Below are 13,159 nucleotides of genomic sequence, written 5' to 3' on the forward strand. Positions count from 1 at the left end.
GCAAGTTCCGCTTAATGAACCTGCGGCGTCACGATCCGCCGCTTCAACAGGATCGGCAGTTCAGGCCGCGACATGATGTTCATATGCTCGGTATCCGGCAGCACGGCCAGCCAGCTGTCCGGGATTGTTTCATGCATATGCAGGGTGTGATCCAGCGTCACGAAATCATTGTCGCCCATGATGATCTGCACGGGCAGGGTGATCGCCGCGAATTCCTCATCCGTCCAGCCCCAGTCCGACGCGATCAGCGCGCCGGTCTTCTCCATCATCGCCTGAAAACCTTCGGCCCCGCCGGGGTTCATCTCGGCCACGTCGGCGGCCATCTGCGCAAACTCCTCCTCGCTTGGCATCAGCGCCGCCACCTCGGCCGAGGGTTGGTGCGTCGGGTCGCGGTTCATCGCCACCAGATCGGGCAGCATTCCGCCGCCATTCTGACTGGCCGAGATCGCGGACAGCGAGGCCACGCGTTCGGGTGCATTCACCGCCAGTTCCAGCCCCAGCATCCCGCCCATGGAAAAGCCGATGACATGGGCCAGTTCGACGCCGAGTTCGTCCAGCACGGCCAGCGTATCGCCGCGCATCGTTTCCAGTGTGAAGTCACCGTCATGAACGGGCGTATGGCCATGCCCCTGTTGCTCGACCCCGATCACCGGGCGATCCGCAGACAGTTCGGGGATCAGATCGCCAAAGGTCGACTGGATATGCATCGCCCCGCCATGCAGAAGCAGGATCGGCACCCGACCCGCCGACAGATCGCCATGGACCTCGTAATAGACGTCATGACCGCCGACATTGACCGTTTCCGCCATCGCGGGTGTCGACACCGCCATCATCAAAGCAACAACTTTTCTCATCTTCAGCTCCCCTTGATTTCGGCAGCACCCGTCCCCGGCTCCAGATCCAGCGCCGCGCGCTGGCTGTCGTCCATGTAGAACGGGACAGAGTTATGGTTATGCGTAATTTTCCACCCATCAGCGCCGCGTCGAAACGCCCAAGTATTGCGCGACCAGAAGCCGCCATCCTCGCCGTCGCGGCGCACGGCGGTATGAACAAAGCCCCACGCCACCGCGAGATCGCCCGCGACCGAGACTTCCAGATCGCGATAGGTGATCGTCGGCGGCTTGTCCCAGCCGTCGATCCATTCCTGCAGACCGCCCGCATCGGCTGTTACCTGCAGGGGCGGCGGCAGATCATACAGCACCGGCCCGTCGGCATAGGCGGCAATCGCCGCCTGCGCATCGCCCTTTGCCATGTCAATCGCCTGCTGGTCCAGCAGGGCGCGAATGTCGTCATCAGCCTGTGCCATCATCAATCCTCGTAGTTCAATTTCGGATACCAGTCCGTCCCGCGCCCCTCGGGCGTGAAGTCAAGCAGGTTCCACAGGGGCGCGATATCGAACATGCGTGGGTCCTGACCGGGATCGGCGGCCTCGTCGGGGATCGCGCCGACATAGAAATGCCGCGCCTTGTCACCCTCGCGACGCCAGACGACCGTCAACGGCACGTCATAGCAGCTGTCCTTGTCCAGCCCGGTCAGGTCGGCAATGAAATCATCCCCAACCGTCTGCGCGAATTCGGTATGCTGCCAGCCCCGGTCCTTCGCAAACTGCGTCATCCGCTCGACCGGGCCGCGAGAGAGGACGCGGTAGGCCACGCGCTGGGTGATGTCGGGGACATTGCCCTCCATCCCGCCGATCCAGTTGACGCACATCGGGCAGGGGTTCTGGCGTTCCGGGCCATACATCCAGAAATAGGTGATCAGCGTGTCATGGTCGCCGAACAGGTCGATCAGGCCGACCTCGGCCCCGTCCGCGGTGATGAAGCGATAATCCTTTTCCACCACCGGCCCCGGCGGCAGGTCGCGGCGCATCTGGGCCACACGCTCCTTATGGCGGCGAAACTCGATCTCCTCGGCCAGCAGCGCCTTGCGCGCGGCGGTGTATTCGGCGCTTTCGCCGGGCAGTTTCTGCTCTCGCAGCTCTGCCAGTTCCTTTGCCGGTTTCAACTCGGTCATCTCAATACCTCCGATTGAATGCGTCCCTCGCTGTCGCTGCTATCCCGTGCGGTAGCTGCGGATATCTGCGATCTTTTTCGCACTGGTCGATGTGAAGCCGATCACATGCGCAAAGCCCCGCGCCTTGCCGTCCGCATCAGTACTGATCCCGTTCGAAGCCCCGACCTTCCCGTGCGAGATTGCATGAACGACCTGCACCAGCTTCGGCGGCTTCACCTTGGCAAGCGCGTCCAGAACCGTCTCGGCCCCTTCCAGCTTCTTGCCGCCGGGCGGGTGCCAGGTGATGTCGTCGTCAAGCAGATCCTTCGGCAGGTCGCCCGTCTCAAGCCCGACTGCAATATCCTGCGCAAGCTGGTTCTTTGGCGAGTTACCGCAATCGCCGCTGCCTTCTATTTTCGTCATCGTCTCCTCCGATTGCTGTATCTTCATCCGGGTTTTGCGTCTGCGACGGCATCACGCACGCCGGGGCGCGCATGGATATCGCCGGACAGGTCGGTCAGTCCTTGTCAGCTTCTTTCGGCCAGAACGATCCTGTTGTCGTCGGGATCGCTCAGCGTCAGGATGCGGGCGAAGTCGCCCTGCTGAATGTCGCTCATCGGCAGGCCGCCCGATGCCATGCGCTTGGCAAAGCCTTCGATCCCGGTCACGCCAAGCGTCGCGGTCCCGTGGCCTGCGTGGTGGCGGTCCTCGACCAGTTGCAGCCCGGCCTTATCGCCCAGATGCCATTCCTTCAGCCCATCCATGGGCGCGGCGTCGGGTTCGCGGTCGAAAAGCGCGGTATACCACTCGGTTGCATGTTCAAGATTGGTGCAGTGGATCGTCGCGAAGATGGTGTTGACTTGCATATCGTCCTCCTCGTCGCTTGCATGGTCCCGGCCGCGCCACGCTGGCGGGCGGCTGGGACCGGTTGTTCAGGTTATTTTTCTGCCCCGACAATGGCGAAAGCCGCGCCCTGCGGGTCCTGGGCGATGGCGATGAAGGCCGGGCCGGGGACTTCGGCGGGGCCGTGATGGACCTGCCCGCCTGCGGCCTTGATCGCCTCGACCTTGGCGGTAACGCTGCCATCGACCCCGAAATAGGGCAGCCAATACGGCACCGGCGCGCTGCCCTGCGCCTGTATCGCGCCAATATCGACACCGTCGCGGCGGATCAGCTGATAGGTGCCCATCTCGCCCATATCCATCGCCTCGCCCTTGGTCCAGCCGAACAGCTTGGAATAGAAGGCATATCCGCCCTCGGGGTCGGGGGTCATCAGCTCGTTCCAGTTGCCGTGACCGGCTTTCTGCTGATCGAAAGGATGCTCCTGCGCCGAGGGCGTCATCGGTTCGGGTTGAAGAATGCCGAAGACTGCGCCCTGCGGGTCGGCGACCACGGCGAAGCGGCCGGTATTCGGAATATCGGCGGGCTCCATCAGGGCCTTTCCGCCTGCTGCCTTGATATCCGCCGCCGCCTTGTCGCAATCATCGACGGCGAAATAGATCACCCAGTTCGGCGGGGGCGGGCCTTCCTGGTCGGCATTCGACATCATGCCCGCGACCATCGCATCGCCCATCTTGGCAAGGTGGTATTCAAACCCCTCCATCCCCGAATCGGCGACATTCCAGCCAAGGATCTTGCTGTAAAAATCGCCTGCGCCCTTCAGATCGCTGGTGCCCAGTTCATACCAGCAGGGATTACCGTGATAGCTCATCTCAATACTCCTCCGTCAGTCGTTCAGCCCGCTTGCGCCGCCTTCGCGGCATCTGCGTCTTCCCAATGCTTCATGTGGTCGGCCATGGCCTGCTTGAAGGCAGGGCGCGCTGTGGCACGTTCAATATACGCGGTCAGCGCAGGATAGCCCTTCGTGGCGTCGCCCGCCTGCCGCAGGACATCGACAAGGATGATGTCCGCCGCGCTGAAATCCCCGGCGATCCATTCACGGTCGTCCGCCAGCAGCTTTTCCATCGCCGCAAGCCGCGCGTTCATGGATTTCAGAAACTGCGCCTCCAGCTCCTCGCTTGCCGGCGGACCGAAGATATCGGGCATGTCCTTCGACAGCTGGCTGGTCATCCAGTTGCTGATCATCGGTTCCAGACTGTTCAGCGCCGCGATCACCCATTGCGTGATCTCGGACCGCATCGCCTCCGGAAGCAATGCCGAGCCTTCGGCCAGATGCAGCACGATTGCCCCGGTCTCAAACAGCGAGACATCGCCATCCTCGATCATCGGCACCTGCGCGAAAGGCTGCATCGCCTTGTGCGCATCGCTTTTGGGATGAACCGGCACTGTCGCGATTTCGTAATCGCGGCCGGTTTCCTCGGCGACCCAGCGGGCACGAAGATCGCGCACGAACCCGCGCGGGAATTCGGGCAGCCAGTCATAGGTATAGATCGTCAGCTTGCTCATCTCGCTCTCCTTACTGCGGCACTGCCGGATCGCCGGTCGAGACCATCCATGCGGTCCCGAACCGGTCGCGACACATGCCGAAGCCTTTCGAAAAGAAGGTTTCGGAAAACGGCATCGTCACTTCGCCGCCCTCGGCCAGTTGTTCGAACAGCGCCTTCGCGCCCTCGGCATCCGCCCGCCAGACTGCGACGGAAACGCCAGCCTGCTTCTGCCCGCCAAATTGCGGCGGCATATCCGCCCCCATCAGGATCGCGCCATCATCCAGCGTCAGTTGCGCATGCATGACCCAGTTCCGCTGTTCCTCGGGCAGGGGCGGCATATCGCCCCCCGCCGGGATATCCGAAAAGCGGTTCAGCACCGGCGTTCCGCCAAACACCTTGCCGTAGAAGGTGAAGGCGTCGGCTGCTTGTCCCTGAAAGGACAGATATGGGGTAAAGTTCATGGCTTACGCCTTTCCTGAATCGAAGATGGTTTCGAAGCCGCCCCAGATCATGCGCTTGCCGTCAAAGGGCATTTCGGGGAATTCCTGCCCCTCCATCTCGGCTTCCATCTTCTTGCTGGCATCTTCGCAGGTCTTGCGGTCGGGCCACGCGGTCCAGCTGAACACGACGACCTCGCCATCTTCGGCCTTGGTGCCGCGATACATGTCGGTCTGCTTGCCGCGCGGCACATCGACGCCCCAGTTTTCCGCGATGCCGATGCAGCCGAATTTTTCGAACATACCCCAGGCATCCTTGGCCATGGCGGTATAGGCGGCTTTGTTCTTCTCGGGCACGGCCAGCAGGAAGCCCTGATAATAGGGCGCGCCGGAAACCTGACCCTCGGCCATCAGCGGCTCGAACCCGCCAAAGACCATGCGTTTGCCGTCAAACGGCATTTCGGGCATGTTCTGCATGTCGGGATCGGTCTGCATCTTCTGCCAGGCAGCGTCGGCAGCTTCTTTGTCAGGCCACTCGATCCAGCTGAAGACGATGGTTTCGTCGTCCTTCGCGTCAACGACACCCTGAAAATCAGTCACCTTCCCTTTCGGCGTATCAACACCCCAGGTTTCGACCATCCGGGTTGCGCCGAACTTTTCGAACAGCGGCCACGCCGCAGTCGCATGCTCAACATATGCCTGTTTATTAGCTGTTGGAACGGCGGCAACAGAGCCTGTGTAGAAAGTCATCTCGCATCTCCTCCGAGTTACTTTTCGAATCACAGCATGCCACTTGCAGTATTAAAAAACAACTGATAGTATGAAAACATGACCAAAGACGGCAAAAAACTGCGCTATGATGAAGGCTGCCTGGCATCCCATGCGCTGAACCTGATCGGCGACCGCTGGGCACTGCTGGTGGTGCGTGAACTGATGTTCGCGCCCAAGCGCTTTCAGATGATCCGCGCGGGCATGCCGGGCATTACCGCATCCGTCCTGACCCAACGCATGGCACAGCTTCGTGACGCCGGTGTGATCGCGCATGACGACAAACTCGCCATCTATTCGCTGACGCCGCTTGGCCGCGAATTGCTACCGGTGTTGGAAGCGCTTTGCCGCTGGGCGCTGATCGCGCCGGGCCATGACCACACGAAATTCATCAGCCCCTCGGCGCTGATGATTTCCATGGGCGTGAACCTGATGGCCGACCGGGCAGGGGGCGTCACCGCCATCGCAGGATTCGATTTCGGGTCGGAAACCTTCGAAATGCAGGTGGCCGATGGTCGCGTTACCACAACCGCCGTCATCACCCCCGACGCGCCTTTCACGCTGAAAGGCAACGGCAACACCCTTGCCGCCGTCGTCTATGGCGCGGCCCCCCTGACGGCGATGATCGCCAAGGGCTTCGCCACCGCCAGCGGCGATCTGACCGCCGCGCAAAACTTCATCGACCTGTTCAGATTGGAGCCTCAGAAATGACCCGCATCACCCCCTGCCTGTGGTATCACGAAGACGCCATCGCGGCGGCGGAGTTTTATGCCGCCACCATCCCCGACAGCCGGATCGACCGGATCTCGGATCAGAATGCCGACAGTCCCGGCGGCAAGGCGGGCAGCGTCAAGACGGTGGAATTCACCGTCGCCGGAACGCCACTCTATGCGTTTTCCGCGCCCGGCCCGGACAAGTTCAACCTCGCCGTCTCGCTGATGATCGAATGCGACAGTCAGGCCGAAGTCGATCGCCTTTGGGACGCGCTGTCCGATGGCGGCCAGACCATGGAATGCGGCTGGGTTCAGGACCGTTGGGGTTTGAACTGGCAGATCATCCCGCCCGGAATGCTGGACCTGATGGCCAGCCCAGACCGCGAGGCTGCAGGCCGGGCGGCGGCCAAGATGCTGACCATGCAGAAGCTGGACGGTGGCGCAATCCAGGCGGCGTTTGACGGAAGCTGAGCGTTGGTTCCGCATGACATTGCGTCACCTGATCTTTGCTAAATATGGGTCTTTTCCGGGCGTCGGGATGAAACGAAAACGGCCTGCGGCGTGTTGACGGGCAGCAAACATGGAAAGGAAACAAGCCATGAAAAACCTGTATCTCACGACCGCAATGATCCTGTCGCTCGGCGGCGCTGCAATCGCGCAGACCGCGACAACCGAAGCCCCGGCCGATGCGCCGGCCACCACCGAAGCACCGGCAACGATGGATGCCCCTGCGGCTGATGCCGCTGCCCCGGCTGCCGCCACCGACGCGCCCGCTGCTGATGCTGCGGCCACCGATCCGGGCGAAGCGATGAAAACCGGGCTGCTGCGCGCCTCGGCACTGGATGGGGTGGACATCTACACCGTCGATGCGACCGGTGCGACCACCTGGGACGACAATACCGAGTACACGGCGATCGACACCAATTGGGAAAAGATCGGTGAGGTCGAGGATCTCGTTCTGGACGCCAAGGGCGACGTTGTGGGTGCCATCGCCGAGGTCGGCGGGTTTCTGGGCCTGGGCGAAAAGGAAGTCGTTCTTCAGCCTGACGAAGTCGCAATCGTCATGACCGAGGACAAGATTGCCGTTGTGTCAGCGCTGTCCAAGGAAGCGCTTGAGCAGCGCGAGCAGGTCGCAGAAGACATTCGCGGCGACGACTGATCCGACGCATCAAAATAGTGAACGCCCCGGCCTTGTCCGGGGCGTTCTCGTTTGAAACGACGCCGGAAATGCCTTATTTGGCGGCACATCCCGAAAAGGGGTCCCTGTCACCCGCGATCATGGAAGGTGCGATGACAAAGCAGAAGACCGTCTGGCAGAATCCGGCCGAAATCATCCGCGAAACCCGACCTGAAAACCCGGTCATGGTCTTTGCGCCGACCGTGTTACAGGACACCGCCAAACGGTTTCTGAAAGGCTTCCCGGGTCTTGTCACCTATGCCGTGAAATCGAACCCGGACGAAGCCGTGGTCGAAAACCTTGCCAGCGCCGGAATCAAGGGCTTCGACGTGGCATCCCCCGCCGAAATCGAACTGATCGGCCGTCTGGTGCCGGGCGCTGCGCGCCATTATCACAACCCCGTCCGCTCTCGCGCGGAAATCAAGGCGGCGGTTGATGCGGGAATCAAGGCCTGGTCGGTCGACAGCGCGTCGGAACTGGAAAAGCTGATCGAACTGGTTCCTGCCGAAGACTGCGAAATCTCGCCGCGCTTCAAGCTGCCGGTAACGGGCGCGATCTATGATTTCGGCTCGAAATTCGGGGCGACGCCGGAACTGGCGGCGGACCTGCTGAAGCGGGTGGCCGAGGCCGGTTTCATTCCTTCGCTGACCTTCCATCCCGGCACCCAATGCACAGATCCCGGCGCGTGGGAGCAGTATATCCGCACCGCCCGCGACATCTGTGATTCCGCAGGCGTGCGTGCGAAGCGGCTGAATGTCGGCGGCGGCTTCCCGTCCTATCGCGTTCACGGGGTCGAGCCGCAGCTCGAGGATATTTTCGACCTGATCGGTGCCACCGCGACCGAGGTGTTCGGCGATGATGCCCCGGCGCTTGTCTGCGAACCGGGGCGGGGTCTTTGCGCCGATGCGTTCTCGTTGATTACGCGCGTGAAGGCGGTGCGTGACGGTCAGGCGGTGTTCCTGAACGATGGCGTATATGGCGGGCTGGCAGAGTTGCCGGTCGTCGGCAATCTTGACCGCGTGCAGGTATTCACCCCGGACGGTCAGCAGCGTGGCGGCGAAGATGCGGGTCGCGTGATCTTCGGCCCGACATGCGATTCGGTCGACCGCCTGCCGGGTGAGCTTCTGATGGCTTCGGACGTGCAGGAAGGCGATTATATCGTATTCAGTGGCGCGGGCGCTTATTCCGTCGTCACCAATACGCGCTTCAATGGCTTCGGCGAGATGACACGAGCGACTGCGCTGCGCCTCGACTAAGGCCAGCGTGGCAGTGTTGACACCGCTTTCGCCGCGCCCCATTCGCGCGGCGAAACCTTAGTCGCGGCAGGCCGCGACTTACTCCTCCCGCGGCGTCGAATCCGGAACGTCGCGACGTCTGAACTGTGTTCATGCTCTTTGAACGATTCGGTGTTAGACTGGGGGTATGAATCGTGGCCCTGTTACTCATGTTGTTCTGCTCGACGGCACCTTCGCCTCTCTGATGGAAGGGCGTCGTTCGAATATCGGCAAGATATATCGCATGCTGCGCCCGATGCGCGGCGCTTCGCTTCGCATTCATTATTCCGCTGGCCAGCAATGGGAAGCCTGGCGCAGCGCACTGGGCATCGCCATGGGGCAGGGCATGGGCGGGCGCATCCGTGAAGCCTATGGCTGGCTTGCGTCCGGGTATCGGCCGGGGGACCGGATATTCCTGTTCGGCTACTCGCGGGGTGCTTTCGCGATCCGGTCGCTGGCGGCGATGATCGGTCGCATCGGACTTCTGCGCAGTGACGAAGCGACAGAGCGGAACATCCGCACGGTCTGGCGGCTGTACCGGGACGAGGTCGGGGCGAAAACCCTTGCAGAGGTGCGCGGGCGGCTGTGCCATGACAACGTGCCGATCGAAATGCTTGGCGTGTTTGAAACGGTCATGGCGCTTGGCATCCGCCTGCCTTTCTTCTGGATGCTTACCGAGCCGCGCTTCCGCTTTCACGATCAGCATCTGGGCGAGGATGTGAAACTGGGCGTTCAGGCGCTGGCGCTTGACGAAACGCGCGCGGCGTTCCAGCCGATCCTGTGGAACAGCGAAGGCCACCGCCCCGGCCAGATCCTGCAGATGTGGTTCCGCGGTTGCCACGCTGATATTGGCGGCCAGCTATCGGGGTTCGAGGCCGCGCGCCCGCTGGCGAATATTCCGCTGGTCTGGATGCTGGGCCAGGCAGAGGGTGCGGGACTGGCGTTCCCTGAAGGCTGGCGCAACCAGTTTGCACAGGATGTCGACGCGCCTTCGGTCGGGAACTGGCGCGGTTGGGGCAAGGCATTCATCGCGCGCAATCCGCGCGTCGCGGGGCTTGACCGCAGCGAGGCGATACATCCCAGCGTGCCAAGGCCCTATGCCGGACGCACCATTTTTACAGGTGATCTCGCCGAGGATACGCGTCCGCCCGCGCGACTTATGGCCCGCAGGCGCGCGCGCCACATGAACCGGGCGACACGCTGCCTGCGATAGCTTGCGTCATGCAGCAAGACCGGATTCGCTGACGCCAAGCTCGCGGCAGACCGCTAGCGTCAGCTCGGGTTTGTTCAGCGTATAAAAGTGCAGATGATCGACGCCGCCCTTGATCAGATCATGGCAAAGGCGGACGCAAAGATCGGTGGCAAGCTGGGCCTCGCCCTGCTTCCCCGCCGCCTCGAACGCCGTGATTGCCCAGTCCGGGACCGAGGTTCCGCAGCGTGCCGCGAACTTGCGCGCGCCCGCCCAGCTTTGGATCGGCAGAATGCCCGGCAGGATCGGCACGTCAATTCCGGCCGCGACGCAGGAATCGCGGAAGCGGAAGAAGGTGTCTGCGTCGAAAAAGAATTGCGTGATCGCGGATGTCGCGCCCGCATCGACCTTGCGCTTCAGGAAGGCCACGTCGGCGGCGGTCCCTGGCGAATCCGGGTGCGGCTCTGGGTAGGCGCCGACGCGGATATTCATGCCGCCGCGCGCGGAAATTGCCTCGATCAGTTCAACAGACGAGGTGAACCCTTCGGGATGGGCCGTCCACTCCGCCTGACCCTGCGGCGCATCACCGCGCAGCGCCACGATTTCCTTGACGCCCGCACCGGCATATTCGTCGACGATCTGCATCGTCTCCTCGCGGCTGGCATCGACGCAGGTCAGGTGCGCGGCCACGTTCAGCCCATAGTGATTCGACAGCGCCGTCACCGCCTCATGCGTCAATTGCCGGGTGGTGCCGCCCGCGCCGTAAGTCACCGAAACGAAATCCGGCCCAAGCGGTGCCAGCGCACGCGCGGTTTCCCACAGCCGGAACGAGGCGTCCAGATTGCGCGGCGGGAAGAATTCAAAGCTGACAGCGGGCGTGGACATGACGTTTTCCTTTCGATCGCGCCCTTGTGCCAGAACGCGCGGCGTGAGACAAATTCATATTCCGCATGATTTTCATGAGAGCGATGCATCTGGAACTTCGCCATCTTCGCACAGTCCGCGCGATTCACGAACAGGGCGGACTGGCCCGCGCCGCCGAGGTGCTGCACATCACCCAGTCAGCGCTGTCCCATCAGGTCAAGGCGCTGGAGGAGCAGGCGGGCGTCGAACTTTTCGTCCGCCGGTCCCGCCCGATGCGTCTTTCAGCGGCGGGGATGCGGCTTTTGCGACTGGCCGAACAGGTGCTTCCGCTGGTCGAGGCCGCAGAATCGGAACTTGAGGGCGTCGAAGCCGGTCGCGTCGGCCAGCTTCACATCGCGCTGGAATGCCATGCCTGCTTCGACTGGCTGCTGCCGGTGCTGGACCAGTTCCGCCGCAGCTTCCCCGACGTCGATCTGGACATCCGTCAGCGCCTTGCCTTCACCGCGCTTCCCGCATTGCAACGCGAAGAGGTCGATCTGGTGATCTCGATGGACCCCGACCCCTTGCCGGGTATCCATTTCGAGCCGCTTTTCGACTATTCCCCGACGCTGGTCGTGCCTGCCGGGCACCCCCTGACCGGGCGTGGCTATGCACTGCCCGAAGACCTTTCGACCGAAAGACTGATCGTCTATCCGATGGACCGCGAACGGCTTGACGTCTTTTCGGAATTCCTGACACCCGCCGGGGTCGAGCCGGCGCATGTGCGCCAGGTCGAACTGACCGATGTGACATTGATGCTGGTCGCGGCGGGGCGCGGCGTGGCCGTGATGCCCGACTGGGTGCTGCGTCGTCATGCCGGCAATCCCGAACTCGCCTTCCTGCGCCTGACCGAAAACGGCATCCGCCGGCGCGCCTTTGCCGGCATGCGCGAGGGCGATGCCGGTCTGGCCTATATGCAGCACTTCCTGCGTCTGGCCCGCACCGACGGCATTCGCGCGGGGCGTAAGCAGGGATAGCTTGCGATCCGGGCCGTTCACGCAACGGCTTCCCTTCGCACGCTATTCCCCCTAAACGGCTGGCAAAGCCCAGAGCCAGAAGATGCAGGAGCGCCGCGATGCAAAGCGCCAATATGAACGTGATGATAAAGGCCGCCCGCAAGGCTGGGCGCAGCCTCGTCAAGGATTTCCGCGAGGTCGAGAACCTGCAGGTCTCGGTCAAGGGGGCGGGCGATTTCGTCAGCCGCGCCGACCGAGAGTCAGAGCGGATCATCAAGGAAGAACTGCGTGGCGCGCGTCCCACCTATGGCTGGCTGGGGGAAGAAACCGGCGAGGAAAAGGGCGAAGACCCGACGCGCCGCTGGATCGTCGATCCGCTGGACGGCACGACGAACTTTCTGCACGGGCTTCCGCATTGGGCCGTTTCCATCGCACTGGAACACAAGGGCGAAATCGTCGCAGGCGTGATCTTCGATGCCGCCAAGGACGAACTCTATCACGCCGAAAAGGGCAATGGCGCGTGGATGAACGGGCAGCGGCTGCGCGTCTCTGGCCGCCGCCAACTGATCGAATCGATCTTTGCGACCGGCATTCCGTTCGCAGGGCGCGGCACGCTTCCTGCAAGCCTGCAGGATCTTGCCCGGCTGTCGCCGCAAACCGCGGGTATCCGGCGTTTCGGATCTGCCGCGCTGGATCTCGCTTATGTCGCCGCCGGACGCTATGACGGCTATTGGGAACGCGGCGTCAACGCCTGGGATGTCGCCGCGGGCATCGTTCTGATCAAAGAGGCCGGCGGCTTCGCGGAAGCGATTCGCGGCGAAGGCCCGGTGGTCGATGCGGGCAATATCGTCTGTGCCAATGCGGCGCTGTTCGGCGATTTGGCGGGCATCATCCGGACGCGCGACTGATGCATCGCTGGCCGGTCCGCGTCTATTACGAAGACACCGATCTGGCCGGGATCGTCTATTACGCGAACTATCTGCGCTTCATCGAACGTGCGCGCACCGAGTGGACGCGCGAACTGGGCATCGACCAGACTAGGCTAAAACAGGATGAAGGCGCGGTTTTCGCCGTTCGCAGGATCGAAGCCGACTATCTTCGGCCAGCGGTATTCGATGATGAACTGATCGTCACAACTGTCCCCGCGCGGATCACCCCTGCCAGGATCGAACTGGATCAGCAGGTCCTGCGCGAAGACGAGGTGCTTTTCACGGCGCGGGTCACGCTTGCCTGTCTGGGCGCAGATATGCGGCCGCGCCGACTGCCGGGCGATCTCGCAGCACTCATGCGAAGTTGAACGGCATTTCGTTGGTCGCCGCCGGTAATCTCTGCTAAAAGGCCCGGCAACGCCCGGAAAAATGGG

At 62.6% G+C, this 13,159-nt stretch carries 18 protein-coding genes; 8 read left to right on the forward strand and 10 right to left on the reverse strand.

The window, feature by feature from the left end:
* Positions 1–11: 11 nt before the first annotated feature.
* The 9 genes from FQV27_RS05860 to FQV27_RS05900 all read right to left on the reverse strand — a co-directional run bounded on the left by FQV27_RS05860 (position 12) and on the right by FQV27_RS05900 (position 5,566).
* Entirely contained in the window at positions 12–854 is an 843-nt protein-coding gene (locus tag FQV27_RS05860; RefSeq protein ID WP_147096936.1) for an alpha/beta fold hydrolase, read from the reverse strand.
* A gap of 2 nt (positions 855–856) precedes the next feature.
* Positions 857–1,306 carry a YybH family protein gene (locus tag FQV27_RS05865; protein ID WP_186827232.1) on the reverse strand — a complete coding sequence of 150 codons (450 nt, stop codon included), beginning with the start codon at positions 1,304–1,306 and terminating at the stop codon, positions 857–859.
* Positions 1,307–1,308: 2 nt separating this feature from the next.
* Positions 1,309–2,013: a DUF899 family protein gene (locus tag FQV27_RS05870; RefSeq protein WP_147096938.1), complete on the reverse strand. Its 705-nt coding sequence runs from the start codon at positions 2,011–2,013 to the stop codon at positions 1,309–1,311.
* A gap of 39 nt (positions 2,014–2,052) precedes the next feature.
* Positions 2,053–2,415, reverse strand: coding sequence for a hypothetical protein (locus tag FQV27_RS05875; RefSeq protein ID WP_147096939.1), 363 nt, complete (start codon positions 2,413–2,415; stop codon positions 2,053–2,055).
* 104 nt (positions 2,416–2,519) lie between these two features.
* Positions 2,520–2,858: a VOC family protein gene (locus tag FQV27_RS05880; RefSeq protein ID WP_147096940.1), complete on the reverse strand. Its 339-nt coding sequence runs from the start codon at positions 2,856–2,858 to the stop codon at positions 2,520–2,522.
* 71 nt (positions 2,859–2,929) lie between these two features.
* On the reverse strand, positions 2,930–3,703 hold the full coding sequence (locus FQV27_RS05885; RefSeq protein WP_147096941.1) for a VOC family protein: 774 nt from the start codon (positions 3,701–3,703) through the stop codon (positions 2,930–2,932).
* A 23-nt stretch (positions 3,704–3,726) separates the two neighbouring features.
* Positions 3,727–4,398, reverse strand: a complete 672-nt coding sequence (locus FQV27_RS05890) for a glutathione S-transferase family protein (RefSeq protein ID WP_147096942.1) — start codon at positions 4,396–4,398, stop codon at positions 3,727–3,729.
* Positions 4,399–4,408: 10 nt separating this feature from the next.
* Positions 4,409–4,840, reverse strand: a complete 432-nt coding sequence (locus FQV27_RS05895) for a VOC family protein (protein ID WP_147096943.1) — start codon at positions 4,838–4,840, stop codon at positions 4,409–4,411.
* A gap of 3 nt (positions 4,841–4,843) precedes the next feature.
* A complete protein-coding gene (locus tag FQV27_RS05900) occupies positions 4,844–5,566 on the reverse strand; it encodes a DUF1428 domain-containing protein (RefSeq protein ID WP_147096944.1) in 723 nt (240 codons plus the stop codon).
* Between the two features lie 78 nt (positions 5,567–5,644).
* On the opposite strand from FQV27_RS05900, the gene FQV27_RS05905 reads away from it, so the two are divergent.
* The 5 genes from FQV27_RS05905 (at position 5,645) to FQV27_RS05930 (ending at position 9,961) form a co-directional block, all read left to right on the forward strand.
* Positions 5,645–6,295: a winged helix-turn-helix transcriptional regulator gene (locus FQV27_RS05905; protein WP_147096945.1), complete on the forward strand. Its 651-nt coding sequence runs from the start codon at positions 5,645–5,647 to the stop codon at positions 6,293–6,295.
* Entirely contained in the window at positions 6,292–6,768 is a 477-nt protein-coding gene (locus tag FQV27_RS05910) for a VOC family protein (RefSeq protein ID WP_147096946.1), read from the forward strand. The genes FQV27_RS05905 and FQV27_RS05910 overlap by 4 nt, the downstream gene beginning before the upstream one ends.
* Positions 6,769–6,895: 127 nt before the next feature.
* Entirely contained in the window at positions 6,896–7,456 is a 561-nt protein-coding gene (locus FQV27_RS05920; protein ID WP_186827233.1) for a PRC-barrel domain-containing protein, read from the forward strand.
* 131 nt (positions 7,457–7,587) lie between these two features.
* Positions 7,588–8,730, forward strand: a complete 1,143-nt coding sequence (locus FQV27_RS05925; protein WP_147096948.1) for a type III PLP-dependent enzyme — start codon at positions 7,588–7,590, stop codon at positions 8,728–8,730.
* Between the two features lie 166 nt (positions 8,731–8,896).
* The gene (locus FQV27_RS05930) at positions 8,897–9,961 is read left to right on the forward strand and encodes a DUF2235 domain-containing protein (protein WP_147096949.1); all 1,065 of its coding nucleotides are present in this window, start codon (positions 8,897–8,899) and stop codon (positions 9,959–9,961) included.
* 6 nt (positions 9,962–9,967) lie between these two features.
* Here FQV27_RS05930 and metF read toward each other — a convergent pair whose 3' ends face one another.
* Positions 9,968–10,822: a methylenetetrahydrofolate reductase [NAD(P)H] gene (gene metF, locus FQV27_RS05935; protein WP_147096950.1), complete on the reverse strand. Its 855-nt coding sequence runs from the start codon at positions 10,820–10,822 to the stop codon at positions 9,968–9,970.
* A gap of 83 nt (positions 10,823–10,905) precedes the next feature.
* Here metF and FQV27_RS05940 point away from each other — a divergent pair, with 83 nt between their 5' ends.
* From FQV27_RS05940 to ybgC, 3 genes are all read left to right on the forward strand, one after another.
* Positions 10,906–11,817, forward strand: coding sequence for a LysR family transcriptional regulator (locus FQV27_RS05940; RefSeq protein ID WP_147097378.1), 912 nt, complete (start codon positions 10,906–10,908; stop codon positions 11,815–11,817).
* A 98-nt stretch (positions 11,818–11,915) separates the two neighbouring features.
* Positions 11,916–12,704 (forward strand): inositol monophosphatase family protein, encoded by a 789-nt coding sequence (locus FQV27_RS05945; RefSeq protein ID WP_147096951.1) that lies wholly within the window; start codon positions 11,916–11,918, stop codon positions 12,702–12,704.
* A complete protein-coding gene (gene ybgC / locus FQV27_RS05950) occupies positions 12,701–13,093 on the forward strand; it encodes a tol-pal system-associated acyl-CoA thioesterase (protein ID WP_147097379.1) in 393 nt (130 codons plus the stop codon). The genes FQV27_RS05945 and ybgC overlap by 4 nt, the downstream gene beginning before the upstream one ends.
* Positions 13,094–13,159 lie beyond the last annotated feature (66 nt).

The organism is Paracoccus aurantiacus, assembly GCF_007993065.1.
In the GTDB taxonomy this organism is placed as follows: Bacteria; Pseudomonadota; Alphaproteobacteria; order Rhodobacterales; family Rhodobacteraceae; genus Paracoccus; species Paracoccus aurantiacus.

Coding starts and splice junctions, on each gene's coding strand:
- FQV27_RS05890 (WP_147096942.1), bottom strand. CDS start 4,398: ATGAGCAAGCTGACGATCTATACCTATGACTGGCTGCCCGAATTCCCG.
- FQV27_RS05870 (WP_147096938.1), bottom strand. CDS start 2,013: ATGACCGAGTTGAAACCGGCAAAGGAACTGGCAGAGCTGCGAGAGCAG.
- FQV27_RS05860 (WP_147096936.1), bottom strand. CDS start 854: ATGAGAAAAGTTGTTGCTTTGATGATGGCGGTGTCGACACCCGCGATG.
- FQV27_RS05880 (WP_147096940.1), bottom strand. CDS start 2,858: ATGCAAGTCAACACCATCTTCGCGACGATCCACTGCACCAATCTTGAA.
- FQV27_RS05945 (WP_147096951.1), top strand. CDS start 11,916: ATGCAAAGCGCCAATATGAACGTGATGATAAAGGCCGCCCGCAAGGCT.
- FQV27_RS05930 (WP_147096949.1), top strand. CDS start 8,897: ATGAATCGTGGCCCTGTTACTCATGTTGTTCTGCTCGACGGCACCTTC.
- FQV27_RS05910 (WP_147096946.1), top strand. CDS start 6,292: ATGACCCGCATCACCCCCTGCCTGTGGTATCACGAAGACGCCATCGCG.
- FQV27_RS05895 (WP_147096943.1), bottom strand. CDS start 4,840: ATGAACTTTACCCCATATCTGTCCTTTCAGGGACAAGCAGCCGACGCC.
- FQV27_RS05920 (WP_186827233.1), top strand. CDS start 6,896: ATGAAAAACCTGTATCTCACGACCGCAATGATCCTGTCGCTCGGCGGC.
- metF (WP_147096950.1), bottom strand. CDS start 10,822: ATGTCCACGCCCGCTGTCAGCTTTGAATTCTTCCCGCCGCGCAATCTG.
- FQV27_RS05875 (WP_147096939.1), bottom strand. CDS start 2,415: ATGACGAAAATAGAAGGCAGCGGCGATTGCGGTAACTCGCCAAAGAAC.
- FQV27_RS05940 (WP_147097378.1), top strand. CDS start 10,906: ATGCATCTGGAACTTCGCCATCTTCGCACAGTCCGCGCGATTCACGAA.
- FQV27_RS05925 (WP_147096948.1), top strand. CDS start 7,588: ATGACAAAGCAGAAGACCGTCTGGCAGAATCCGGCCGAAATCATCCGC.
- FQV27_RS05905 (WP_147096945.1), top strand. CDS start 5,645: ATGACCAAAGACGGCAAAAAACTGCGCTATGATGAAGGCTGCCTGGCA.
- FQV27_RS05865 (WP_186827232.1), bottom strand. CDS start 1,306: ATGGCACAGGCTGATGACGACATTCGCGCCCTGCTGGACCAGCAGGCG.
- FQV27_RS05900 (WP_147096944.1), bottom strand. CDS start 5,566: ATGACTTTCTACACAGGCTCTGTTGCCGCCGTTCCAACAGCTAATAAA.
- FQV27_RS05885 (WP_147096941.1), bottom strand. CDS start 3,703: ATGAGCTATCACGGTAATCCCTGCTGGTATGAACTGGGCACCAGCGAT.